Genomic DNA, 22970 nt, shown 5'->3' on the forward strand with positions numbered 1-22970 from the left:
GTCGTGGCCGGGACAAGCCCGGCCATGACGCCGTAAAGCCGCCTATCCGAGGCTCCCCATGACCTCAGCCGACCCCGTCGCCCTCGCCGAGGCGCTGATCCGCTGCCCCTCCGTCACGCCTGACGAGGCCGGGGCGCTCGCCTTCTGCGAGAAGGTGCTCGCCGAGGCGGGCTTTGCGACCGAGCGCGTCACCTTCTCGACGCCCGGCACGCCGGATGTCGAGAACCTCTATGCGCGCTGCGGCACGGGTGCGCCCTATCTCCTCTTCGCCGGCCACACCGACGTGGTGCCGCCCGGCGACGCCGGACGCTGGCGCCACGATCCCTTCTCCGGCACCATCGAGGACGGTGTCCTCTACGGCCGCGGCGCCTGCGACATGAAGGGCGGCGTCGCCGCCATGCTCGCGGCCGCCATCCGTTTCGTGATGGCCAATCCCGGCTTCGGCGGCTCCATCGGCTTCCTGCTGACGGGCGACGAGGAAGGCCCGGCCGTCAACGGCACCGTCAAGCTGCTCGAATGGGCCAAGGCGAGGGGCGAGCGCTTCGACCACTGCATCCTCGGCGAACCGACGAACCCGAAGCATCTCGGCGATATGATCAAGATCGGCCGGCGCGGCTCGCTGACCGGCCACCTGACGGTGCACGGCCGGCAGGGCCACGTCGCCTATCCGCACCTCGCCGACAACCCTGTCCACGGCATGGTGCGCCTCATCTCGGCGCTGCTCGCCGAGCCGCTCGATGCCGGCACCGCGCATTTCGCGCCGTCGAACCTCGAGATGACGACCTTCGACGTGGGCAATCCCGCCTCCAACGTCATCCCGGCCGAGGCGCGGGCGACCTTCAACATCCGCTTCAACGACACGTGGCTGCCCGCAACGCTCGCCGCCGAGATCGAGCGCCGCCTCGCCGCGGCGGCCGGCAATGCCGTGCGCTACGAGGTCGCTTTCGCGCCCACCAACGCCACTGCCTTCGTGACCGAGCCCGGCGATTTCGTCACCCTCGTGCAGGATGCGGTCGAGGCCCATACCGGCCGGCGGCCGGCGCTGTCGACCACGGGCGGCACGTCCGACGCGCGCTTCATTAAGGACCATTGCCCGGTGATCGAATACGGCCTCGTGGGCGAAACCATGCACCAGGTCGACGAATGCGCCCGCGTCAGCGACATCGAGGCGCTCACCGCCATCTACGAGACGGTGCTCAGCCGGTATTTCATGCCGTCCTGACGTGATCCACCGGCATGGACAAGCCGGCGCGGCGCGGGCACCCTGCGGCGGCACGATTCAGGCGCCGGCACGGCGCATTCCCGACGAGGCGCGCATGGGCTTTCTGCCGCAGGAAATCATCCGCAAGAAGCGCGACGGAGCGGCGCTCACCGAGGAGGAGATCTTCTTCCTCATCGAGGGTCTGACCCGTGGGCGGGTCACCGAGGGCCAGGCGGCGGCCTTCGCCATGGCCGTCTTCTTCCGCGGCATGGGCCTCGACGAGCGGGTGGCGCTGACCGAGGCCATGATGCGCTCGGGCGAGGTGCTGCAGTGGGACCTGCCCGGCCCGGTGCTCGACAAGCATTCGACCGGCGGCGTCGGCGACACGGTGAGCCTCGCCCTCGCGCCCGCCGTCGCCGCTTGCGGCGGCTACGTGCCGATGATCTCCGGCCGCGGCCTCGGCCATACCGGCGGCACGCTCGACAAGCTCGATGCCATCCCCGGCTATGTCTCGCAGCCCGATGCCGGCACCTTCCGCGCCGTCACGCGCAACGTCGGCTGCGCCATCATCGGCCAGACGGGCGACCTCGCCCCCGCCGACAAGCGGCTCTACGCCATCCGCGACGTCACGGCGACGGTCGAGTCGATCCCGCTCATCACCGCCTCGATCCTGTCGAAGAAGCTCGCCGCCGGGCTCGAAGGCCTCGTCATGGACGTCAAGGTGGGCTCCGGCGCCTTCATGGCGAGCCTCGAGGAGGCGCAGTCGCTGGCGAAAAGCCTCGTGACCGTGGCGAACCGCGCCGGCCTGCCGACGAGCGCGCTTCTCACAGACATGGACGCGCCGCTCGCGAGCGCGGCGGGCAATGCGGTCGAGGTCGCCTATGCGGTCGACTATCTCACCGGCCGCCGGCGCGAACCGCGCTTTCACGAGGTGACCATGCGGCTCGGTGCCGAGATGCTCTTCCTCGGTCGCATCGTGGCGAGCATTGGCGACGGCCGTGTGCGCATGGAAGAGGCCATCGCCAGCGGCCGGGCGGCCGAACGGTTCGGCATGATGGTCGCGGCGCTCGGCGGGCCGACGGATTTCGTCGAGGCGAGCGAGCGCCACCTCGCCCGCGCGCCGGTGGTGCGCGCCGTCCATGCGCATCGCACCGGCTTCGTCACGTCGGTCGACACGCGCGCCGTCGGCATCGCGGTCATCGCGCTCGGCGGCGGCCGCACCCGCGCCGAGGATGCGATCGACCATGCCGTTGGCCTCACCGACCTTGCCGGCCCCGGCGACGAGGTGGGTCCCGGCCGGCCGCTCGCCATCGTGCACGCCCGTGGCGAAGGCGCGGCCGATGCGGCCGAGGCCACGCTGCGCCGGGCCTACGTGATCGGGCAGGACAAGCCGGCCGGGCGCGGCATCATCCTCGAGCGCATGGCGGAGCGTGTGGCATGACCATTCTCGTCGCCCTCACGGGCTGGCACGTCGATTCCTGGGTCGAGCGGCTGGAGCGGCTGCTGCCGGGCCGGCGCGTCGTGCGCCTCGGCGATGCCTACGACCCCGCGGCGGTTACCTATGCCGTGGCCTGGAAGCACCCGCCCGGCGCCTTTCGCGGCCTGCCGAACCTGGAGGCGATATTCTCCCTCGGCGCCGGCGTCGACCACCTGATGGGCGATCCCGACCTGCCGGACGTGCCGATCACGCGTGTCGTCGACGACGACCTCACCAACCGCATGAGCGAATATGTCGTCCTGCACTGCCTGATGCACCTGCGCCAGCAGCGCCGCTACGACGCGCAGCAGCGCGCGCATATGTGGGAGGACGACCGCCACCAGCCGGCCGCGCGCGACGTCAGGGTCGGTGTCATGGGGCTCGGCGTCCTCGGGCAGGATGCCGCCCGCAAGCTCGCCGTCATGGGCTTCGACGTCGCGGGCTGGAGCCGCACGCCCAAGGACTGTCCGGGGCTCCAGGTCTTCACCGGCGAGGCGGAGCGCGCCGCCTTCCTCGCCCGCACCGACATCCTCGTCCTTCTCCTGCCGCTCACGCCGGAGACGCACGGCATCGCCAACTACGCCCTGTTCAAGGGCCTCGCCCGCGGCGGGCGCCTCGGTGGCCCGGTCTTCGTCAATGCCGGTCGCGGCGGGCTGCAGGTCGAGGAGGACATCCTCCGGGCGCTCGACGACGGCACGCTCATGGCGGCCTCGCTCGACGTGTTCGAGACCGAGCCGCTACCCGACAGCTCCCGCTTCTGGGACCACCCGAGCGTGATCGTGACGCCGCACAACGCCGCCATGAGCGATCCGGACAGCATCATCCGCCTCGTCGCCCGCCAGATCGCGCGCTTCGAGGCCGGCGAGCCGCTCGAGCACCTCGTCGACCGGCAGCGGGGATATTGAGCGTTAGAGCCGCTTGATGCTGGTCACCGGCCCGGCGCCGGCGGCTTCGATCCGCGCCGTTGCGACGGCGAGCGGCTCGATCACCGTCGCCATGTGATGGCCGTTGGCGTGCAGCAGGTTGGCGCTGTCGACCATGATGCCGACATGCCCCTTCCAGAACACGAGGTCGCCGCGCCTGAGCCCCGTGAACTCCTCGGTGATAGGCAGTGGCGAGCCGAGCGTCCGCTCCTGCAGGTCGCTGTCGCGCGGCGCCTCGACGGCGGCAGCCGAGAGCGCGAGCTGCACGAGGCCCGAACAGTCGATGCCCAGGCTGGTCTTGCCGCCCCACAGATAGGGCACGCCGACGAAGCGCTCGGCGATGGTGACGAAATCATCGGCAAGCGGCGGGCCGACGAAGGCGAGGTGCCGCGCGAAGATGGCGCTGCCATCGGCAAGCCGCGCGAAATCGCCCTCGAAACCGCTCACCGTCACGCCCGCCATGAGCGATAGCGCCCCAACCGGCGGCAGCTTGATGGACGGGCCGGGGTAGACGAAGGTACGCAGCACGGCCACCCGATGCGTCGGCGCGGGCTCGAAGGCGCCGAGCGCCGACACCGGCAGGTAGCCGACATAGCCGTCGCCGGCGAGTTGCGCCCAGGCCCAGCCCTCCTCCTCCTCGAAGACGCGCACGGCCTCGCCGGCGAGCGCCTCGGTGTCGAGCAGCGCATCGGGCCGCGGCTCCCGCCGGAGCGGCGCGCTCGCCGCGACGATGCGCTGCTCCCGCGCCCTGACGTAGCGCGTGGCCACCACCGTGCCCGCGAGGAAATCGGCCGCGAGGTCGGGTCGGGCGGGGGTTGTGCGCGGATCGGTCAGCATCATTTCCGTGTATCCCTCTATCGCGGCAGCACCCTGCCATGCGCGACGATGAGGTCGCCCAGCCGCTCCACGGCGAGCGCGCCCTTCACCGTCCGCTGTATCACGACATTGCGGCGGTCCGCATCATCCCTGCGGCGGGCGACGAGATCCAGCCGGCCCATTGTGTCGAGCGCGCGTGTGATGACCGGCTTCGTCACGCCGAGCTTGCCGGCGAGCCCGCGCACCGTGTGCGGCGGCGGCTCCAGATAGATCGTGAGCAAAATGGCAAGCTGCCGCGCGGAGAGGTCATGCGACAGATCCTGCCCGTCCTCGCGCACGAGATCGAGTGTGACGCGATGCCAGAGGGTGAGAGCTTCGAGGGGCCGCAGTTCGACGGGCATGGAACGCAAGGGGGCCGGATCGTTTCGGTTCCGTATTATTTCGGCCGGGCGATCGGCGGGCAAGCACGACCCGTGCGCGCGGTTAAGAAAGGCCTCATGCAGCCTTCGCGAGCAACATTCGGGCACCTGTCGCTTGGCTCTTGCCCCGGCTCGCCACCAGACGTGAAGCGGCAAAGCGCGACGCTTCCCTGTTGTCATGGCCGCGCCTGTCGCGGGCATGACGGCTGAGCGGGACGCGCCACCTCTAGACAAAAGGCCTACGACTTTCGTATTATATGCAACGCAACATCCGAGGCTGACATGCTCATCACGGCCGACGAGGTAGCCCGCTCGCTACGCGGCTGCTGGCAGGTCCTGAACCGCAGCAAGGGCGCGCTCGAAACCTTCGACGTCAGCTTCACCGGCTTCTGGCATTCGTTCCTCGCCATGGCGCTCGCCGCGCCAGCCTTCGTCGTCGGCGTCGCCGCCGCCCGCTTCACCCGCTCCGGCCCGGACTGGATGCACGACGGCGGGCTCTTCGACATGCCCGACATCCTGTTCGCCCAGGCGCTCGTCATCGCCTCGGCCTGGCTGCTCTTTCCGCTGCTGATGCTCGGCTTCGTGCGGCTCATGGGGCTCGAGCGGCGCTATGTCGGCTATATCGTCGCCTACAACTGGTCGAACGTGGCGGCCCTTCTCCTGCTCGCCCTACCGCCGGCGCTGCATGTGCTGGGCCTCGCCACGGCGGGCCTGGCCGTGTTCTACGCCCTCGCCTTCGGCTTCATCGTCTTCTATTTCCGCTGGGTCCTCGCCCGGATCGCGCTCGGCATCTCCGCGGGCCTTGCCGGCTTCATCGTCGCCATGGACATCGCCACCTTCGTGCTGGTGCGCACTTTCGTCGGCTGACGATCAGTAATCGACGCCGACGAGATACAGCCCGCACGCCGGCGCCATCGGCCCGCACGCCTTGCGGTTGCGCGCCTGAAGGGCGCGGCGCACGTCCTCCGGCCGCCACTTGCCAGCACCCACGCGCTCCAGCGTGCCGACCATCGAGCGCACCTGGTGGTGCAGAAAGGAGCGCGCCGAGGCCTCGATGCGGATCTCGTCGCCGAGGCGGCTGACATCGAGCCGGTCAAGCGTGCGCACGGGACCGGATGCCTGACATTCCGCGGCACGAAAGGTCGTGAAATCGTGTCGGCCGACGAGGTGCTGCGCCGCCTCGTGCATCGCCGCAGCGTCGAGCGGCCCGGGCACATGCCAGACGAGGCGCGCATCGAGCACCGGCTGCGGCCGTCGGTTGAGGATGCGGTAGAGATAGTGCCGCTTCACGGCGGAGCGGCGGGCATCGAAATCCGCCGGCACCTCGGCGGCAAGGAGCACCGCCGCCGCATCGCCCATGAGCTTCAGATGCGCATTCGTCGCATCGCGCAGCGTATCCGTGCGCCACGGCCGGGAGAGGTCGAAATGCACCACCTGGCCGATGGCATGCACGCCGGCATCGGTGCGCCCGGCGCATTGCACACGCGGGCTTTCGCCGCAGAAGCGGGCGAGCGCCTCTTCCAGCGCCTGCTGCACGGAGCGCCCCGTCTCCTGCCACTGCCAGCCGACATAGGGACTGCCGTCATATTCGACGATGAGCCTGTAGCGCGGCATGATCACGCCAGTACGGTGCCTGGCGCGAGACGGGCGCCACGCAGAAACTCCTCGCCGCTCGTCACGTCGCGCCCGGCGCGCTGCACCTGCAGAAGCTCGACGGCGCCCTCGCCGCAGGCGACGACAAGCCCGCCCGCAAGCAATGTGCCCGGCGGCCCGGCGCCGTCAGCGCGGCGCGTGCGCAGCACCTTCACGCGCTCGGCCCCCTTGCCGAGGTCGACCATGAGAAAGGCGCCGGGAAAGGGCGACAGGCCGCGCACCAGGTTGTGCACCTCGCCGGCCGGACGCGACCAGTCGATGCGCGCCTCCTCGTTGGTGATCTTGGCGGCATAGGCGACACCCTCAGCGGCCTGCGGCACGAAGGAGAGCGCATCGCGTGAAAGCGCCGCGAGCGCGCGCACCATCAGGTCGGCGCCGAGCACGGCAAGTCGGTCGTGCAGCTCACCGGCCGTCATGTCCGGAGCGATGGCGATCCGCTCCACCATCGCGACAGGCCCGGTATCGAGCCCCTCCTCCATCTTCATGACGGCAACACCAGTCTCGGCATCGCCTGCCATCACGGCGCGCTGGATGGGAGCGGCGCCACGCCAGCGCGGTAGCAGCGAGGCATGCAGGTTGAGGCAGCCGAGCCTCGGCGCCTCCAGCACCGGCACGGGCAGGATGAGGCCATAGGCGACGACCACCGCGACATCGGCCGCCAGCGAACGCAAGGTCTCCTGTTCCTCCGGGCCGCGCAGACTCCTGGGCGTATAGACGGGGATGGCGAAACGCTCGGCCATCTCGTGCACCGGCGAGCGCTTCTCGCCCATGCCGCGCCCGGCCCTGGCCGGCGCGCGGGTGTAGACGGCGACGACTTCGTGGCCCTGGCCGACGATTTCGGCGAGCGTCGGCACGGCGAAATCGGGCGTGCCCATGAAAACGATGCGCAGCGACATGGCACCTGCCGGATGTGGGGCGGCGAGCGGCGCCGCAAGCGCCCTTCCCTAAACGCCTGCGGCAGGCAAGGGCAAGCCCCATGCTCCGCGGCCGCCGCACTCTGCTGCCGCTCACAGCCGAAAGCCGCCGTTGCCGACAGAAACAGGATCTACGCGATGGCCCGCCTTCCACCCGTCATGGCCGGTGGCGTCTCGGCCATCCACGCCCTCAACGTTGCGCAATGAGGCGTCGATGCCCGCGGCTGGGGCGGGCATGACGGGCAATGGTGCTGATTACCCTGCCGCCTCGCGCCGGGCCACCTTGGAGAACTTCTTCATCACGCGGTCGCGCTTGAGCTTCGACAGGTGATCGAGGAAGAGGATCCCGTCGAGATGGTCGATCTCGTGCTGCAGGCAGGTGGCGAGCAGCCCGTCCGCCTCGATCTCCTGCGCCTTGCCGTCCAGGTCGACATAGCGAACCCGCACGCGCGCCGGCCGCTCCACCTCCTCATAATATTCGGGGATGGAAAGGCAGCCTTCCTCGTAGGTGCTCGTCTCTTCCGAGGACCACACGATCTGCGGGTTGATGAACACCATCGGGCGCTTGTCCTCGCCCTCGCGCGAGACGTCGAGCACGAGGATGCGCTTCATGACGCCGATCTGCACGGCCGCGAGGCCGATACCCGGCGCGTCATACATCGTCTCCAGCATGTCGTCGGCCAACTGGCGGATCTCGTCCGTGACCGCCTCGACGGGTGCGGACGGCTGCTTCAGGCGGGGATCGGGAATGACGATGATGCGACGGATGGTCATGGCACACGCTGGGTTGGAACACAGGCGACATAATCATTCCCGTCGCGCCGGTCAACGTGTTCCGCTTTCGTTCGCATCGGGCGCACGAATCGGCTAGCGTTGGGTGCATGAACGACATCGCCCTCACCATCGGCGCTCACGCCTTCACCTATGCCCAGGTGGCGCTCGGCTTCGCGCTCGCCGTCATCCTGCTGCTCGCGCTGCTCGCCCGCAGCACCGCCCGAGCGGGGCGCGAGCGCTCGCTGGAGGCGGCCGCCGCGGCGGAACGTGCGCGCGAGTTCGACGACAAGGTGGCGGAGATGACGCGCCTGCAGGCGGAGATGCAGGGTCGCATGCAGACGATGGCCGAGATCTTCGGCACCCGCCAGGCGGATCTCGCGCGCCTCTTGAGCGAGCGGCTCGACGGCCTGCAGCACCGGGTCGGCCAGGGGCTGGAGACGACGGCCCGCCAGACGAGCGAGAACATCGCCCGCCTCAACGAGCGCCTCGCCGTCATCGACGCCGCGCAGAAGAACCTCACCGATCTCACCGGCGAGGTGGTCGGCCTCAAGGACATCCTGGCCAACAAGCAGGCGCGCGGCGCCTACGGCCAGGGACGGATGGAGGCGATCATCCGCGACGGCCTGCCGGCGGGTGCCTATACCTTCCAGGCGACGCTGTCGAACCGTACGCGGCCGGACTGCCTCGTGCACCTGCCGGGCGACCATCCGCTCGTCATCGACGCCAAGTTCCCGCTCGAGGGCTTTTCGGCCTTTCGCGAAGCCAAAAGCGAGGAGGCGCGTCGGCAGGCCGGCCAGCGCGTGAAGGCGGATGTCGCGACCCACGTGCGCGACATCGCCGAGAAATACCTCATCCCCGGCGAGACGCAGGACATGGCGCTGCTCTTCGTGCCGTCCGAGGCCATCTATGCCGACCTGCACGAATATTTCGACGACGTGGTGCAGCGCGCACACCGTGCGCGCGTCGTGGTCGTCTCTCCCTCGCTCCTGGCGCTCGCCATCCAAGTGATGCAGACGTTGGTGCGCGACGCACGCATGCGCGAGGAGGCGCAGAAGATCCAGGTGGAGGTGCGGCGTCTGCTCGACGACGTGAAGCGCCTGAGCGACCGAGTGGAAAGGCTCGATACCCACTTCCGCCAGGCCCAGGAGGATGTGGGCCAGATCCGCATCTCGACCGACAAGATCGTCAAGCGCGGCGAGCGCATCGACGCCCTCGAGTTCGACGATGCCGAGCAGCCGCGCCCGGCCATTGCCAGCCCCGTCAGGGCGGCGGAATAGGGCACCGTTCGATAAGCGGTGCACCGGCCCATCGGGGGTCTCTTTGCGTTTCCGCCGCTCCGTCATGGCCGGCGCGTCCCGGCCATCCACGCCCTTGCGTTGCGCGATGTTCGGCGCGGCGCGGATGCCCGCGACAAGCGGGGGCATGACAGCCCATGGAAGCCGCCGGCCTCACATCCTCAAACGAACTGCCCCGCCACCAGCGCCTCGATCGCCGCCTTGTCCGGAATGCTCGGCTGCGCGCCGGCCTTCGTGCAGGCGAGGCTGCCGGCGGCAACGCCACGTTGCAAGGCTCCGGTGAAGCCGTAGCCACCGGCGAGCGCTGCGGCGAAAGCGCCGCAGAACGTATCGCCCGCCGCCGTCGTGTCGACCACCGCGACGGGCGGCGCCGGCACGGCCCGGCGCACCCCGCCCGTCCAGGCGACGAGCCCTTCGGCTCCGAGCGTCACGATGGCCGCGATGCCGTGGCGGGCGTCGATCACGCGGGCGATGGCATCCGGGTTGCCTTCCGCGATGCCAAGGGCGTCGGCCATGACCCGCGCCTCGTGCTCGTTCATGACAAGGATGTCGAGGAGGGCCACGAGTTCCGGGTCCGGCCGTCCTGCCGGGGCGAGGTTGAGCATGACGCGCGCGCCATGAGCCTTGGCGATGCGCGCGGCGGCGATGCACTCGGCTTCCGGCACCTCGCGTTGCAGGAGCAGGATCGCTCCGTCCTCCCAGGCAATCCCGGCGAGCGTCTCGGCGCGTGCATGGCCATTGGCGCCGGCCGCGACGACGATGGCGTTCTCGCCCGCCGCATCCACCGTGATGAAGGCAGCGCCCGTCGGCTCATCGAGACGCGCGACAAGGGAGAGATCGACACCCTCGGCGGAGAGGAGGCCGAGCGCCGCCTTGGCGAGCCCGTCATGCCCGACCGCCCCGGCCATGATCACCCGCGCGCCCGCCCGGGCGGCGGCGAGCGCCTGGTTGGCACCCTTTCCCCCGGGGTGCACGGCATAACCGGGACCGATCACGGTCTCGCCCGGCGCCGGAATGTGCCCTACGCGCGTGACGAGATCGGCGTTGAGCGAACCGAAGACGACGATCATGGCTGCAGTCACTTGGTGCCGTACATGCGGTCACCGGCGTCGCCGAGGCCCGGCATGATGTAGCCGTGGTCGTTCAGATGCTCGTCGATGGCCGCGGTCCAGATCGGCACGTCGGGATGCTCGCCGCGCAGCTTCTCGATACCCTCCGGAGCGGCCAGCAGACAGACGAAACGCATCTCCTTGGCACCGCGCTCCTTCAACCGGTCGATGGCGGCCACGGCGGAATTGGCCGTCGCCAGCATCGGGTCCATGACGATGACGAGACGCTCGGCGAGATTGGCCGGGGCCTTGAAGTAATATTCGACGGCCGTCAGCGTCTCGGGATCGCGGTAGAGACCAATGTGAGCGACACGCGCGGAGGGCACGAGATCGAGCATGCCGTCGAGGAATCCGACGCCGGCGCGCAGGATGGGCGCGAAGACGAGTTTCTTGCCCGCCAGCATCGGCGCGCGCATCGGCATCAGTGGCGTTTCGATGTCGACGTCCTCGAGCGGCAGATCGCGCGTTACCTCGTAGCACAGCAGCATGCCGATCTCGTTCAGCAGCTGGCGAAAGCCCTTGGTGGAGCGCGACTTGTCGCGCATCAGCGTCAGCTTGTGCTGCACCAGCGGATGGTCGACGACGGTAACGCCTTCCATGGATCGGCCCCGGCCTCTGGATGGTTGACACGTGCGGTTCTGCGCCGCTTGCCCGACAATAAGCACCGGCGCGCCACCGCGGGAAGGCGGAATCAGAACACCGTGCCGTCGCTGGCGATGGAAAGCGGTGGAGAACCGTCGCCGCGAGTCTCGCGCGCGATGCGGCGGCCGGCCGCCCAGGTGCCGCCCTCGAGCACGCGGGCAAGCGGCATCGCCCGCTCGTCGCAGCCGAGCCGTTCGCGCACGAGGCGAGCCACCGCGTCGAGCAGGGCCACCGTCAGCGCCCGCCACTCGACGACCAGCGGCGAGGACACCTCGTGGGTGCGCGCCAGATCCTCCGGATCCTTCAGGCGAATCGCGCCGAGGTCGATGAGGAGGCCGCCGTTGCGATATTCCGGCAGGCCCGTGAGCCCATCGATGCCGGTGACGACAAGCCCCGCCTCCTCCAGCGGCTCGATGAGCGAATAGGCCAGCCATTGCGACAGCTTGTGGAAGGGTACGAGGCCGGCCGTGCCCCCCTCGCCCGGCATCAGCGGGTGCATCCACGTGTCGCCGAGTTCGATGCCGGCGATGGTGAGCCGCGCCGGCCAGACCGCGGACAGATGGGCGAGCAGCATGTGCAGGATCAGCTCCGCCGGCACCTCGCCGCCAGCGCCCTCGGCCACCAGGGCATCGAACAGCCCGCCGGGGCGCGGCCCGTCGGCGCGGGCGAAGACCTCGGGCTTGGCCGCAGCCACCGTGCCGAGGCCGTAGAGCAGCGCGGCCCGGCCCTCGAGCCCGACGAGCGCGTTCTGCTCGCTCGCCTTGAAGCCGGTGGCGAGGTCGCGCGCGGTCACCTCGCGCAGCCGCTTGGCGTCGGCACGCAGCGGATCTTCGGCGCAGAAGGAGAAGAGCCCCGCCTCGAACATGCGCAGCGAGGCGACCGCGAGGCCCTCGGAGCGGCCATAGGCCTCCCCCGTCTCGTCCTCCCGGTAGCGCCAGACGGGACCCGCGCCGGCGTCGAGGAGTACGCTGAGGATGGCGAGGTCGAAGGCGGCCCGGGCCTTGCCGGCGGCATCCGGCCAGCGCGTTCGCGCCGCGAGCGCCCCCCAGCGGTCATGGCCGCCCGCCGCGAAATGCCGCCAGCGGGCGTGGAAGGGGATGGCGAGCGTCGGGTAATTGGCCCGGATCGTGTCGACGACATAATCCGCCACGAGGGGCAGCCGGTCCATATCGACGGCGCAGTGGAGGAGGCGTCCGTCCTCAGCGAGGCCGAGCATGGTGCGAGCCCGCTCGCGCACCGCCCGCGCCGACAGCAGCGCCCTGACCGCATCGGGCGAAACGCCCCCGGCCTCGCTCGTACGCACCGACAATTCCGTCATCACCCGCCAGTCCCTCAATAGCGATCGAGGTCGCGGCCGACCGTCGCCTTGAGCGCGGCCTCGTCCGGCGGCGTCTCCGGCGTATAGTAGCCGGCCGCCTTCTTGGCCGCGAGTTCCACCTGCGCATCGGGCGGCACGAGTTCGTCCGGGATCGGCACCCGCTCTCCGATCTCGATGCCCGAGCCGGTGATGGCGTCGTACTTCATGTTGGACATGGAGACGAACCGGTCGATGCGGCGGATGCCGAGCCAGTGCAGCACATCCGGCATCAGCTGCTGGAAGCGTGCGTCCTGCACGCCGGCAACGCATTCCGTGCGCTCGAAATAGGTGGCCGCCTGGTCGCCGCCCTCCTGGCGCTTGCGGGCGTTGTAGACGAGGAACTTCGTGACCTCGCCGAGCGCCCGCCCCTCCTTGCGGTTGTAGACGATGACGCCGGCGCCGCCCTTCTGCGCTTCGCGCACGCATTCCTCGATGCCGTGCACCAGATAGGGGCGGCAGGTGCAGATGTCGGAGCCGAAGACGTCGGAGCCGTTGCACTCGTCGTGCACCCGGCAAGCGATGGTGCGCTTCTCGTCGGTCAGCGCCGCGACCTCCCCGACGATATAGACCGTGGTACCCCCGATGGGCGGCAGGAAGACGTGCAGGTCCGGCCGCGTCACGAGCTCCGGGAACATGCCACCCGTCTGCTCGAACAGCGTGCGCCGCAGCTTCTGTTCGCTCGTGCCGAAGCGCTCGGCGACCCCCGGCAGGTGCCAAACCGGATCGATGGCAATCTTGGTGACGGCGATGTCGCCGGAGGCGTGCAGGATGGTGCCGTCGGCCGCGAGGCGGTGGCCGGCGATGGCGGCGAGGATCTCGGGCAGGTTGAGCCGCGCCCGGGTGACGGCGATGGAGGGCCGGATGTCAGCCCCCTCCGCCACATCGCGAGCAAAGGCGCTCGCCACCATGTGGCCGAAGGGATCGAGCGAGACGATGCGGCCGGGCTCGCTCCATTGCGGATGCGGCCCGATGGCGACAACGGGATCGGTGTTGGTGAGGTCGGGCCGCACCAGCGGGTTGAGCGCGCCGGACGAGACAGCGAGCGCGCGGTAGAGCGCATAGGCACCACCATGCGCGCCGATGACATTGCGCAGGCCCGGATTGGTGACGGTGCCGATCACCGGCCCCCGCTCCGCGGGCGTGTCCGCGCCCCAGCGGATGGGAAAGCGCGCAGGCGTCTCGGGCTCGGGATGGGAGGTGAGACGGATATGGCTCGACCGATTCGGCGTCGTCATGGCCTGTGCCCCGAAGAGAACGAGCCCTCGCCGAAAAGGCTGGAGGGCTCGAAGGGTCTCGACCGGAGGGAGCTTGCTGCACCGCGGCGATGGCGTCAACTCGCAGCGCAAATGGTGCGCGTGTGACCTGCATCAAACCAAACGGCGTCGCCTGCGCCGAACATAGCGCCTGTTCTCGATGGGATGAGTGCATGCGTAAGATCACCATTCTCCAGGGCCACCCCGACAATGATCCCGCCCGCCTGTGCCGCGCCCTGGCGGCCGCCTATGCGGAAGGCGCCCGCGCCGGCGGCCATAGCGTGAAGGAGGTCGATATCGCCCGGCTCGACGTGCCGTTCCTGCGCACGCAGAACGATTTCGAGCTCGGGCTGATGCCGGAAGGCCTTGCTGAGGCGGGCGAGGCACTCGCCTGGGCGGACCACGTCGTCCTCGTCTTCCCCCTCTGGCTCGGGACATTGCCGGCCCTTGCCAAGGCTTTCCTCGAGCAGGTGCTGCGCCCCGGCACCGCCTTTCGCTACAACGACGGCGGGGTGCCCGAGAAGCTGCTCACCGGCCGTTCCGTCCGCATCGTCGTGACGATGGGCATGCCGGCCTTCGTCTACCGCTGGTGGTACGGTGCCCACGGCCTGCGCGGCCTCGAGCGCAACATCCTTTCCTTCGTCGGCCTGGGGCCGATCCGCCGCAGCCTGTTCGGCGGCGTCGGCACGGCCAACGAGGAGAAGCGCCGGCTCTGGCTCGCGCGCATGGCGAGCCTCGGGCGCGACGGCCGCTAGCGGCAGATATCAGATGAAGGACCACGGCCTGCCAGGCCCCGAACCTGGCAAGCCGAGATGGGCGGCGAGCGTCTCGCCGATATCGGCGAAGGTTGTCCTGAGGCCGATCGACCCCGGCGCGACGGCCGGACCGAAGGCAAGCACCGGCACCTGCTCGCGGGTATGATCGGTGCCGCGCCAGGTCGGGTCGTTGCCGTGATCGGCGGTGACGACGGCAATATCCGCAGGTCCGAGCAGGGCCTCGATCTCCGGCACGCGCCGGTCGAAGGCCTCGATGGCGGCAGCATAGCCGGCCACATCCCGGCGGTGGCCGTACTCGGTGTCGAAATCGACGAGATTGGAGAATACGAGGCCACCGTCCGGCAGCGTGCGGAAGGCTTCGAGGGTCGCCGTCAGCACGGCGTCGTTGCCGTGCGGCTTGATCTCCCGCCCCGTGTGCCGATGGGCAAAGATGTCGCCGATCTTGCCCACCGTGACGACGGCGCGGCCGGCATCGTCGAGCCGGTCGAGAATTGTTCCTTCCGGCGGGGGAATGGCAAAATCCTTGCGGTTGCCAGTGCGGGTGAAGCCACCGTCCGGCGTGCCGACGAACGGCCGAGCGATGACGCGGCCGATCCTGAGCGGGTCGACCAAGGGGCGGACGATGCGGCACAGCTCGTAGAGCCGCTCGAGGCCGAAGGTCTCCTCATGCGCGGCGATCTGCAGCACGGAATCGACGGAGGTGTAGAGGATCGGCTTGCCGCTCGCTACGTGCTCGGCGCCGAGCTCCTCGATGATGGCGGTGCCGGAAGCATGCCTGTCGCCGAGGATACCGGGCAGCTTCGCCGCCGCGACGATCTTCGCCACGAGCTCCGGCGGGAAGGCGGGGCGCGTGTTCGGGAAGTAGCCCCAGGCGAAGGGTACCGGCCGCCCCGCGATCTCCCAGTGGCCGGAGGGAGTGTCCTTGCCGATGGAGGTCTCGCGCGCGACGCCCCACTGCCCCGCCGGCTCGTCCGGCCGCGCCACGCCGGCGAGCGGGCGCCCGGTCGACAATTCGCAGGCCTGCGAGAGCCCGAGGCGGGCGAGGTTGGGGATCGCGAGCGGCCCCCGGCGCAGGCCCTGCCTGTCCGCCTCGCCCGAGGCACAGGCCGCGGCGATATGGCCGAGCGTGTTGGCCCCCTCGTCGCCGAAGGCCGCGGCATCGGGGGCGCCGCCGGCGCCGACCGAATCGAGCACGATAAGCAGGGCGCGTGGCATGGCGTCGGGTCTCAGAGGAATGTGTGGGAGGCCGGTTGTAAGGTGCGCCCGGCAGCCTGCGAAGTCATTTAACTTTGCAGATTGTTTCAGGTCGCCTCTGCGGCTCGCGCGAAGGCCGCGGCGAAGAGCCTGCGCGTGTATTCGTGCTTCGGAGCCGCGAAGATCGTCTCCGCCGGCCCCTCTTCCACGACGACACCGTCCTTCATCACGATGAGCGCATTGGCGAGCGCCCGCACCACCTTGAGGTCGTGCGAGATGAACATGTAGGCGAGGTCCCGCTCGGCCTGCAGCTTGCGCAGCAGATCGACGATCTGCGCCTGCACCGACATGTCGAGCGCCGAGGTCGGCTCGTCGAGCACGACGAACTTCGGGTCGAGCGCCATGGTGCGCGCGATGGCGATGCGCTGGCGCTGGCCGCCGGAGAACTCGTGCGGGTAGCGGTCCATCGCCACCGGGTCGAGCCCGACATCGGCGAGCGCACGGGCAACGATCTCGCGCCGCTCATCGTAGGACAGGCCCGGCTTCTGCACGTCGAGCCCCTCACCCACGATCTCGGCGACGGACAGACGCGGGCTCAGCGACCCGTAGGGATCCTGGAAGACCACCTGCAGGTCCTTGCGCAGCGGTCGAATCTCCTTCTGCCTGAGGCCGTCGATGTTCCGGCCGAGGAAGACCACGGGCCCCTGGCTGGCGATGAGCCTGAGGAGCGCAAGCCCGAGCGTCGTCTTGCCGGAGCCCGATTCGCCGACGACGCCGAGCGTCTCGCCGGCGCGGATGGACAGCGAGATGCCGTCGACCGCCTTGACGTGGCCGACCGTTCGCCTGAGCAGCCCTTTCTTGATGGGAAACCACACCCTGAGCGGCCCGGCCTCGACGACGACGGGCGCCGTCTTGGCCACCGGCCGCGGCTCGCCCTTCGGCTCGGCTGCGAGCAACTTGCGCGTATAGGCGTGCTGCGGCCGCGTGAAGACCGCTTCCACCGGGCCGGTCTCGACGATACGCCCCTCCGTCATCACGCAGACCCGGTCGGCGATACGGCGCACGATGCCGAGATCATGGGTGATGAAGAGCAGCGCCATGCCGAGCCGTGCCTTGAGTTCGGCGAGCAGGGCGAGGATCTGCGCCTGCACCGTGACATCGAGCGCCGTCGTCGGCTCGTCGGCGATGAGCAGGTCCGGCTCGTTGGCGAGCGCCATGGCGATCATGACGCGCTGGCGCTGGCCGCCCGAGAGCTGGTGCGGATAGGCTTCGAGCCGCTCGCCGGCCGACGCGATGCCGACGAGCTCGAGCAGCTCGAGCGTGCGGGCGCGGGCGGCTTGCCCGCTCATGCCGCGGTGCAGCCTGAGGATCTCGCCGATCTGCCGCTCGATGGTGTGGAGCGGATTGAGCGAGGTCATCGGCTCCTGGAAGACCATGGTGATGTCATTGCCGCGCACGGCCCGCATCTCCGCCTCGCTCGCCGCGATGAGGTCCCGCCCCTTGAACAGCACCTGCCCGGACGGATGACGCGCGGCCGGATAGGGCAGCAGCTTCAGCACCGACAGGGCCGTCACCGTCTTGCCCGAGCCGGATTCCCCGACGATGGCCACCGTCTCGCCCGGCGCGACGTCGAAGGACACGCGGTCGACGGCAAGCGTCTCCTGCTCCGCCTGGCGGAAGGCGACGGACAGGTCCTGGACGGAGAGGAGGGGGGCAGTCATGGCTCAACCGAAGGTCTTTCGCGGGTCGAAGGCATCGCGCACCGCTTCGCCGACGAAGATCAGCAGCGACAGCATGATGGCGATGACGAAGAAGCCGGTGAGGCCGAGCCACGGCGCCTCGAGGTGGTTCTTGCCCTGCGCCAGCAGTTCCCCGAGTGACGGCGAGCCCGGCGGCAGGCCGAAGCCGAGGAAGTCGAGCGACGTCAGTGTCGTGATCGAGCCGTTGAGGATGAAGGGCAGGAAGGTCAGCGTCGCCACCATGGCATTCGGCAGGAGGTGGCGCAGCATGATGGTCCCGTTCGGCAGGCCGAGTGCCCGGGCGGCGCGCACATATTCGAAATTGCGCGCACGCAAGAATTCGGCCCGCACCACGCCGACGAGCGCCACCCACGAGAACAGCAGCAGGATGCCGAGCAGCACGAAGAAGCCCGGCGTGATGACGGCCGAGATGATGATGAGGAGATAGAGCGCCGGGATCGCCGTCCAGATTTCGATCAGCCGCTGGAAGAGGAGGTCGATCCAGCCGCCGAAATAACCCTGCACCGCGCCCGCCGCGACGCCGATCAGCGAGGAGACGACAGTCAGGGTCAGGCCGAAGAGGACGGAGATGCGGAAGCCGTAGATGAGCCGCGCCACGACGTCGCGACCCTGGTCGTCGGTGCCGAGCCAATTCCATTCGATGTCGGCGCAGGTGCTGCCGCCGACACGCTCGGCGGAGGGGCGGCACTCGGCGTCGCTGAGCAGCCACGTCGGCGGCGAGGGCGCCGGCACCGGCAGGTTGCGGTTGTGCGTGTTGTAGGAGAAGCGGATCGGCGGCCACAGGGACCAGCCGTTCTCGGCAATCTCTGAGGCGATGGCAGGGTCGCGGTAGTCGGTGACGGCGAGGAAGCCGCCGAACTTCTCCTCCGGATAGTCGATGAGCACCGGCATCAGGAACTCGCCCTTGTAGGAGACGAGAATCGGCCGGTCATTGGCGATGAACTCGGCGAAAAGGCTGAGAACGAAGAGCGCCAGAAAGATCCAGAACGACCAGTGGCCGCGCCGGTTCGCCCGGAAATTGGCGAGACGACGGGCGTTGATCGGCGACAGGCGCAAAACCCCTCGGCGCGGCAGCGGCGGGGCGAGCTTGGCCGTCTTCTCGGGCTTCGTGAGGGTCGAGGTCTCGGCCACGTCACACCTCGCGCGTCTCGAAATCGATGCGCGGATCGATCCACATGTAGGTGAGGTCGGAGAGGAGATTCACGAGAAGGCCGATGAGGGCAAAGATGTAAAGATTGGCGAAGACGACGGGATAGTCGCGGTTGACGATGGCCTCGAAGGACAGGAGCCCCAGTCCGTCGAGCGAGAAGATGGTCTCGATCAGCAGCGAGCCGGTGAAGAAGGCACCGATGAAAGCGCCCGGAAAGCCCGAGACCACGATCAGCATGGCGTTGCGGAAGACGTGCCCGTAGAGCACTTGCCGCTCCGACAGGCCCTTCATCCGCGCCGTCAGCACGTAGTGCTTGCGGATCTCCTCGAGAAAGGAGTTCTTGGTCAGCAGCGTCGTCGTCGCGAAGGCGCCGAGCGTGAGCGCCAGCACTGGCAGCGCGATGTGCCACAGATAGTCGCCGACCTTGGCCATGAGCGACAAGTCGCGCCAGTTGTCCGAGGTCAGCCCCCTGAGCGGGAAGAGCTGCCAGAAGGAGCCACCGGCAAAGAGCACGATGAGCAGGATGGCGAAGAGAAAGCTCGGGATGGCATAGCCGACGACGACGACGGCCGAGGTCCAGGTGTCGAAGCGCTCGCCGTCGCGCACCGCCTTGGCGATGCCGAGCGGAATCGAAATGGCATAGGAGATCAGCATCATCCACAGCCCGAGCGAGATCGACACGGGCAGCTTTTCGGCGATAAGGTCGACGACGGCGATGTCGCGGAAGTAGCTGCGGCCGAAGTCGAAGGTGGCGTAGTCCACCATCATCTTGGCGAAGCGCTCGGGCGCCGGCTTGTCGAAGCCGAACTGCCGCTCGAGCTCCTTGATGAAGGCCGGGTCGAGCCCCTGCGCGCCGCGATAGCGCGACTGGCCGGCATCCCCCGCGCCGCCGCCTGCGAAGCGGGCCGTGGCGCCGGCGTCGGTGCCCTGGATCTGTGCGAGCACCCGCTCCACCGGGCCGCCCGGTGCGAACTGCACGATGACGAAGGAGACGAGCATGATGCCGAACAGCGTCGGCACCATGAGGAGAATGCGTCGCAGCGCGTAGGCCAGCATTTACGACGCCACCGCCTTTCTGCCGACCGGGCCGAGATGTGTATCGCAAAAGCCGCTTGCGTATTTCAGCCCGTAGCCGAGCGTCCTGTCGAAACCGATGTGGGCGACCCAGATCGCAGCCACCGCAAGCACCTCCTGTGCCCCCAGCGCAAACCCGACCGCGGCGAGCAGAACGGGCGCGATATGCGAGTGAAGAGCATTGTAGGCGATTGCCCCGATCCGCGCACCGGCCAGATAGCCAAGGAAACTGACGTCCGGCACGAAGAAGAGCGCCGCATAGAGCCACCAGGGAGCCCCGGTGAGGGAGAACGCGAATGTCGCAGCCCCCCAGGTCAGCAGCGCTTCGATCTTCAGGATCGTTCGCGGCAAGCCGGCAACGCCTCTAAATTCGTCCGACATATTCATCGCTCGACGCCGATCCGCTTTGCCTTCGCAGTGTCGTACCACCACGTGCCCGGCGCGCCCGAGCCGTATTTCGGCGTCTTGTCCGGCCGCGAGAAGACATCCCAGTAGGCGACGAGTGTCTGGTCCTTGTACCACATCGGCACCCAGTAGCGGCCGGCCCTGAGGACACGGTCCAGCGCCCGGCAGGCGATGGTGAGCTCCGCGCGCGTCTTGGCCCGGCCGATGCGCTCGATGAGCGCGTCGATGGCAGGGTTCGCGATGCCGGCGACGTTCCGCGAACCTGGCGTCTTCGCCGCCTCCGAGCCGTAGACGACGCGCATGCTGTCGCCGGGCGTCAGGCTACCGGTCAGTGCCATGCTCGCCATGTCGAAGTCGAATTCGTCCATGCGTCGCCGGTACTGGGCCGCATCGACGATGCGCGAGCGCGCCTCGATGCCGAGCCGCTGCAGGTTCTCCTGGAAGGGCTGGGTGTGCGGCTGCAGCGTCGGCTGGAAGTCGAGGAATTCGATGGTGAAGGGCTGCCCATCCGGCAAGAGAAGCCGCCGCCCCTCGCGCTTGCAGCCCGCATCGCGCAGGAGCTCATCCGCCCGCCGCAGCAGGGCGCGGTCGCTGCCGGAGCCGTCGGACACCGGCGGCACGTAGGGCTCGCCGAAGACCTCCTCCGGTAGATCGGTCCGGAACGGCTCGAGGAGCGCCAGTTCCTCCGGCGATGGCATGCCCGTCGCCTTCATCTCCGAGGCCTCGAAGAAGGAGGTCAGCCGCTTGTAGGCCGAATACATGATGTTCTTGTTCGTCCATTCGAAATCGAAGGCGAGGCCGATCGCCTCGCGCACGCGCGGGTCGCGGAACTGGGCGCGGCGCGTGTTGAAGTACCAGCCCTGCGTCGGCACGGCCGAGCGCGTCGGGATCTCCTCGCGCTTGACACGGCCTTCACGCACGGCGGGGAAGTCGTATCCCGTCGCCCAGATGCGGGCCGTATATTCCTCATGGTAATTGAAGGCGCCGGACTTGAAGGCCTCGAAGGCCACCTGCCGGTCGCGGAAATACTCGTAGCGGATGCGGCCGAAATTGTTGCCGCCGACATTCACCGGCAGATCGCGCGCCCAATAGTCCTCCACCCGCTCGAACTCTATGAAGCGGCCAACCTCGAAGCGCCCGACCCGGTAGGGACCGGAGCCGAGCGGCGCCTCGAGCGTCGTCGCCTCGAAGTCGCGCCCGTTCCAGTAGGCCCTGGAAAAGACGGGCAGGCTCGCCACGACGAGGTGCAGGTCGCGGCTGCGCTGCGGCGACAGGCGGATGGCAACGACATCCTCGCGCTCCACCTCCGCGCCGACGACCTCCGTGAGAATGGCGCGGTAGTTCGGATGCCCCTTGGTCTTGAGGGTATCGAGCGAGAAGGCGACGTCCTCGGCCGTGATACGCGAGCCGTCGTGAAAGCGCGCTTCAGGCCGCAGCACGAAGCGGTAGGTCAGTTCATCCGGCGAGATGCGCACGGCACGCGCCACGAGGCCGTAGAGTGCATCGGGCTCGTCACCCGAGCCGGCCATCAGCGTGTCGTAGGTCAGGTCCATCCCCGCCGCGCCGTCGCCGCGCAGCACGAAGATGTTGAGGGTGTTGAAGGTGTCGAAATTCTGGTTGCCGCCCGCCTGCTTGATCTGCAGCGAGAGCGTGCCACCCTTCGGCGCGTTTGGGTTAACGTAGCTGAAGTGCTTGAAGTCCGGCGGATAGGCGAGGTCGCCGAAGGCGGACAGGCCGTGCACCTCGGCCTCGTCGGCCAGCCCCATGCGCGGCATGAACAGTCCGGCGGCCGTCGCGCCGCCCGCCGCGAGCAGGGCGCGCCGGGTGAAAGAAAAGCGCGTCGGGTCGAACAGCGGTCCGTTCACGTGTCTCGTCTCCTACGTCACGAAGCCGGGTGCGCCGATCAACGGACCAGGCGGCCAGCCTCCTGCGCGCCCCTGCTTTTGACGGGCGCGATGATCGGCACACTAAGACGGCCGGCAGGGTCAGCGGAACCCCGGTTGTCGAAATTGTGTGGCGGGAGAAGCGCCGGCGCGGCGTCCAGAAACGATTCGGCCGGGCTAATGGCCCGGCCGTTTCAACTGTCCCGGATATCCCTCTCACTCTGCCGGCAGGGGCGCCGGATTGTCGGAGAGGGTGCGCAGGTAGGCGAGGATATCCGCCCGCTCTTCCGGCTTGGCAACGCCGGCGAAGGCCATGATCGTGCCCTTCATATAGCCGCGCGGGTTGGCGATGAACTCGTTGAGGTGCTCAAAGGTCCACTTCTCGCCGTTGGCGCCGTGTTCCTTGAGTGTGGCAGAGTAGCTGAAGTCCGACACTTCCGCGATCTGCCGGTCAACGACGTCCCACAGGTGCGGGCCGACCTTGTTGGGGCCACCCTTCTCGAAGGTGTGGCAGGCCTTGCACTTGGCAACCGCCTTCTCACCGCGGGCCGGGTCGGCCTTCGCCAGGAGTTCGGGCAGCGGCACCGTCGGCGTCTGGGGTGTGGCCTCGCCGCCACCCGCGGTCGCTTCCTCGGCCGAAGGCAGGTCGTAGCCGGGCACTGCGGGCCGGTGCGGGGCAAAGACGATACCCGCCACGATATTGAGGCCCATGACAAACAGAAGGGTGCCCAGCACGGCGCCCGCGATCTTGTTGAGCTCGAAGGAATCCATCGGTCGGCAGCTCCGGTCCGTCGCTACGGACGAGGTGTCGGCAAAGGCAAGGCGCCGCACGGGGCGAGCCCCCTGCGGCGGCGGATGATTACCCGCTTTGGCGGGCGCTTGGCAATAAGGCGCG

The 22970-nt window shown here is 68.9% G+C and carries 22 protein-coding genes; 6 read left to right on the top strand and 16 right to left on the bottom strand.

The genetic code is table 11. From position 1 onward, the window contains the following. Window positions 1-58 precede the first annotated feature (58 nt). The 3 genes from dapE to BOQ54_RS16120 all read left to right on the top strand — a co-directional run bounded on the left by dapE (window position 59) and on the right by BOQ54_RS16120 (window position 3583). The gene (gene dapE, locus BOQ54_RS16110) at window positions 59-1222 is read left to right on the top strand and encodes a succinyl-diaminopimelate desuccinylase (RefSeq protein WP_071924286.1); all 1164 of its coding nucleotides are present in this window, start codon (window positions 59-61) and stop codon (window positions 1220-1222) included. 94 nt (window positions 1223-1316) lie between these two features. Next, the gene (gene deoA / locus BOQ54_RS16115) at window positions 1317-2642 is read left to right on the top strand and encodes a thymidine phosphorylase (protein ID WP_063185458.1); all 1326 of its coding nucleotides are present in this window, start codon (window positions 1317-1319) and stop codon (window positions 2640-2642) included. Then, on the top strand, window positions 2639-3583 hold the full coding sequence (locus tag BOQ54_RS16120; protein WP_071924287.1) for a 2-hydroxyacid dehydrogenase: 945 nt from the start codon (window positions 2639-2641) through the stop codon (window positions 3581-3583). The genes deoA and BOQ54_RS16120 overlap by 4 nt, the downstream gene beginning before the upstream one ends. Window positions 3584-3586: 3 nt before the next feature. Here BOQ54_RS16120 and BOQ54_RS16125 read toward each other — a convergent pair whose 3' ends face one another. Together BOQ54_RS16125 and BOQ54_RS16130 are read right to left on the bottom strand one after the other, a co-directional pair. Further along, window positions 3587-4441 carry a C40 family peptidase gene (locus tag BOQ54_RS16125; protein WP_071924288.1) on the bottom strand — a complete coding sequence of 285 codons (855 nt, stop codon included), beginning with the start codon at window positions 4439-4441 and terminating at the stop codon, window positions 3587-3589. 14 nt (window positions 4442-4455) lie between these two features. Further along, window positions 4456-4818 carry a MarR family winged helix-turn-helix transcriptional regulator gene (locus tag BOQ54_RS16130; RefSeq protein WP_055460188.1) on the bottom strand — a complete coding sequence of 121 codons (363 nt, stop codon included), beginning with the start codon at window positions 4816-4818 and terminating at the stop codon, window positions 4456-4458. Window positions 4819-5118: 300 nt separating this feature from the next. Here BOQ54_RS16130 and BOQ54_RS16135 point away from each other — a divergent pair, with 300 nt between their 5' ends. Beyond that, the gene (locus tag BOQ54_RS16135) at window positions 5119-5703 is read left to right on the top strand and encodes a hypothetical protein (RefSeq protein ID WP_055460187.1); all 585 of its coding nucleotides are present in this window, start codon (window positions 5119-5121) and stop codon (window positions 5701-5703) included. Between the two features lie 3 nt (window positions 5704-5706). Here the strand turns inward: BOQ54_RS16135 and truA are convergent, their stop codons facing one another. From truA to BOQ54_RS16150, 3 genes are all read right to left on the bottom strand, one after another. Then, on the bottom strand, window positions 5707-6450 hold the full coding sequence (gene truA / locus BOQ54_RS16140; RefSeq protein WP_055460262.1) for a tRNA pseudouridine(38-40) synthase TruA: 744 nt from the start codon (window positions 6448-6450) through the stop codon (window positions 5707-5709). A gap of 2 nt (window positions 6451-6452) precedes the next feature. Then, entirely contained in the window at window positions 6453-7385 is a 933-nt protein-coding gene (gene fmt / locus BOQ54_RS16145) for a methionyl-tRNA formyltransferase (protein ID WP_063185354.1), read from the bottom strand. A 273-nt stretch (window positions 7386-7658) separates the two neighbouring features. Then, complete coding sequence (locus tag BOQ54_RS16150) at window positions 7659-8177, bottom strand: peptide deformylase (protein WP_055460185.1); 519 nt, start codon at window positions 8175-8177, stop codon at window positions 7659-7661. A 107-nt stretch (window positions 8178-8284) separates the two neighbouring features. Between BOQ54_RS16150 and BOQ54_RS16155 the strand changes: the two genes are divergently transcribed. Continuing rightward, window positions 8285-9454 carry a DNA recombination protein RmuC gene (locus tag BOQ54_RS16155; RefSeq protein WP_055460184.1) on the top strand — a complete coding sequence of 390 codons (1170 nt, stop codon included), beginning with the start codon at window positions 8285-8287 and terminating at the stop codon, window positions 9452-9454. A 179-nt stretch (window positions 9455-9633) separates the two neighbouring features. Here BOQ54_RS16155 and BOQ54_RS16160 read toward each other — a convergent pair whose 3' ends face one another. From BOQ54_RS16160 to BOQ54_RS16175, 4 genes are all read right to left on the bottom strand, one after another. Beyond that, on the bottom strand, window positions 9634-10542 hold the full coding sequence (locus tag BOQ54_RS16160; protein ID WP_055460183.1) for a ribokinase: 909 nt from the start codon (window positions 10540-10542) through the stop codon (window positions 9634-9636). 8 nt (window positions 10543-10550) lie between these two features. Continuing rightward, complete coding sequence (upp, locus tag BOQ54_RS16165; protein WP_055460182.1) at window positions 10551-11180, bottom strand: uracil phosphoribosyltransferase; 630 nt, start codon at window positions 11178-11180, stop codon at window positions 10551-10553. Window positions 11181-11272: 92 nt separating this feature from the next. Further along, window positions 11273-12541: a URC4/urg3 family protein gene (locus BOQ54_RS16170; protein WP_071924289.1), complete on the bottom strand. Its 1269-nt coding sequence runs from the start codon at window positions 12539-12541 to the stop codon at window positions 11273-11275. Window positions 12542-12555: 14 nt separating this feature from the next. Beyond that, window positions 12556-13815: a GTP cyclohydrolase II gene (locus tag BOQ54_RS16175; protein ID WP_055460180.1), complete on the bottom strand. Its 1260-nt coding sequence runs from the start codon at window positions 13813-13815 to the stop codon at window positions 12556-12558. A 191-nt stretch (window positions 13816-14006) separates the two neighbouring features. Between BOQ54_RS16175 and BOQ54_RS16180 the strand changes: the two genes are divergently transcribed. Then, window positions 14007-14588, top strand: a complete 582-nt coding sequence (locus BOQ54_RS16180) for an NAD(P)H-dependent oxidoreductase (RefSeq protein ID WP_071924290.1) — start codon at window positions 14007-14009, stop codon at window positions 14586-14588. 9 nt (window positions 14589-14597) lie between these two features. On the opposite strand, the gene BOQ54_RS16185 is transcribed toward BOQ54_RS16180, so the two are convergent. The 7 genes from BOQ54_RS16185 to BOQ54_RS16215 all read right to left on the bottom strand — a co-directional run bounded on the left by BOQ54_RS16185 (window position 14598) and on the right by BOQ54_RS16215 (window position 22846). Continuing rightward, a complete protein-coding gene (locus BOQ54_RS16185; RefSeq protein ID WP_071924291.1) occupies window positions 14598-15824 on the bottom strand; it encodes a phosphopentomutase in 1227 nt (408 codons plus the stop codon). 86 nt (window positions 15825-15910) lie between these two features. Continuing rightward, entirely contained in the window at window positions 15911-17524 is a 1614-nt protein-coding gene (locus tag BOQ54_RS16190) for an ABC transporter ATP-binding protein (RefSeq protein WP_055460177.1), read from the bottom strand. Between the two features lie 3 nt (window positions 17525-17527). Continuing rightward, complete coding sequence (locus BOQ54_RS16195; RefSeq protein ID WP_055460176.1) at window positions 17528-18694, bottom strand: ABC transporter permease; 1167 nt, start codon at window positions 18692-18694, stop codon at window positions 17528-17530. A gap of 1 nt (window position 18695) precedes the next feature. After that, complete coding sequence (locus tag BOQ54_RS16200; protein WP_055460175.1) at window positions 18696-19769, bottom strand: microcin C ABC transporter permease YejB; 1074 nt, start codon at window positions 19767-19769, stop codon at window positions 18696-18698. Next, a complete protein-coding gene (locus BOQ54_RS16205; protein ID WP_245280580.1) occupies window positions 19770-20168 on the bottom strand; it encodes a DUF4260 domain-containing protein in 399 nt (132 codons plus the stop codon). 2 nt (window positions 20169-20170) lie between these two features. Beyond that, window positions 20171-22057, bottom strand: coding sequence for an extracellular solute-binding protein (locus BOQ54_RS16210; protein WP_055460173.1), 1887 nt, complete (start codon window positions 22055-22057; stop codon window positions 20171-20173). Between the two features lie 234 nt (window positions 22058-22291). After that, window positions 22292-22846: a c-type cytochrome gene (locus BOQ54_RS16215; protein WP_055460172.1), complete on the bottom strand. Its 555-nt coding sequence runs from the start codon at window positions 22844-22846 to the stop codon at window positions 22292-22294. Between the last annotated feature and the right edge of the window lie 124 nt (window positions 22847-22970).

It is taken from the genome of Chelatococcus daeguensis (assembly GCF_001887265.1).
In the GTDB taxonomy this organism is placed as follows: domain Bacteria; phylum Pseudomonadota; class Alphaproteobacteria; order Rhizobiales; family Beijerinckiaceae; genus Chelatococcus_A; species Chelatococcus_A sambhunathii.

Coding starts and splice junctions, on each gene's coding strand:
- dapE (WP_071924286.1), top strand. CDS start 59: ATGACCTCAGCCGACCCCGTCGCCCTCGCCGAGGCGCTGATCCGCTGC.
- deoA (WP_063185458.1), top strand. CDS start 1,317: ATGGGCTTTCTGCCGCAGGAAATCATCCGCAAGAAGCGCGACGGAGCG.
- BOQ54_RS16120 (WP_071924287.1), top strand. CDS start 2,639: ATGACCATTCTCGTCGCCCTCACGGGCTGGCACGTCGATTCCTGGGTC.
- BOQ54_RS16125 (WP_071924288.1), bottom strand. CDS start 4,441: ATGATGCTGACCGATCCGCGCACAACCCCCGCCCGACCCGACCTCGCG.
- BOQ54_RS16130 (WP_055460188.1), bottom strand. CDS start 4,818: ATGCCCGTCGAACTGCGGCCCCTCGAAGCTCTCACCCTCTGGCATCGC.
- BOQ54_RS16135 (WP_055460187.1), top strand. CDS start 5,119: ATGCTCATCACGGCCGACGAGGTAGCCCGCTCGCTACGCGGCTGCTGG.
- truA (WP_055460262.1), bottom strand. CDS start 6,450: ATGCCGCGCTACAGGCTCATCGTCGAATATGACGGCAGTCCCTATGTC.
- fmt (WP_063185354.1), bottom strand. CDS start 7,385: ATGTCGCTGCGCATCGTTTTCATGGGCACGCCCGATTTCGCCGTGCCG.
- BOQ54_RS16150 (WP_055460185.1), bottom strand. CDS start 8,177: ATGACCATCCGTCGCATCATCGTCATTCCCGATCCCCGCCTGAAGCAG.
- BOQ54_RS16155 (WP_055460184.1), top strand. CDS start 8,285: ATGAACGACATCGCCCTCACCATCGGCGCTCACGCCTTCACCTATGCC.
- BOQ54_RS16160 (WP_055460183.1), bottom strand. CDS start 10,542: ATGATCGTCGTCTTCGGTTCGCTCAACGCCGATCTCGTCACGCGCGTA.
- upp (WP_055460182.1), bottom strand. CDS start 11,180: ATGGAAGGCGTTACCGTCGTCGACCATCCGCTGGTGCAGCACAAGCTG.
- BOQ54_RS16170 (WP_071924289.1), bottom strand. CDS start 12,541: ATGACGGAATTGTCGGTGCGTACGAGCGAGGCCGGGGGCGTTTCGCCC.
- BOQ54_RS16175 (WP_055460180.1), bottom strand. CDS start 13,815: ATGACGACGCCGAATCGGTCGAGCCATATCCGTCTCACCTCCCATCCC.
- BOQ54_RS16180 (WP_071924290.1), top strand. CDS start 14,007: ATGCGTAAGATCACCATTCTCCAGGGCCACCCCGACAATGATCCCGCC.
- BOQ54_RS16185 (WP_071924291.1), bottom strand. CDS start 15,824: ATGCCACGCGCCCTGCTTATCGTGCTCGATTCGGTCGGCGCCGGCGGC.
- BOQ54_RS16190 (WP_055460177.1), bottom strand. CDS start 17,524: ATGACTGCCCCCCTCCTCTCCGTCCAGGACCTGTCCGTCGCCTTCCGC.
- BOQ54_RS16200 (WP_055460175.1), bottom strand. CDS start 19,769: ATGCTGGCCTACGCGCTGCGACGCATTCTCCTCATGGTGCCGACGCTG.
- BOQ54_RS16205 (WP_245280580.1), bottom strand. CDS start 20,168: ATGTCGGACGAATTTAGAGGCGTTGCCGGCTTGCCGCGAACGATCCTG.
- BOQ54_RS16215 (WP_055460172.1), bottom strand. CDS start 22,846: ATGGATTCCTTCGAGCTCAACAAGATCGCGGGCGCCGTGCTGGGCACC.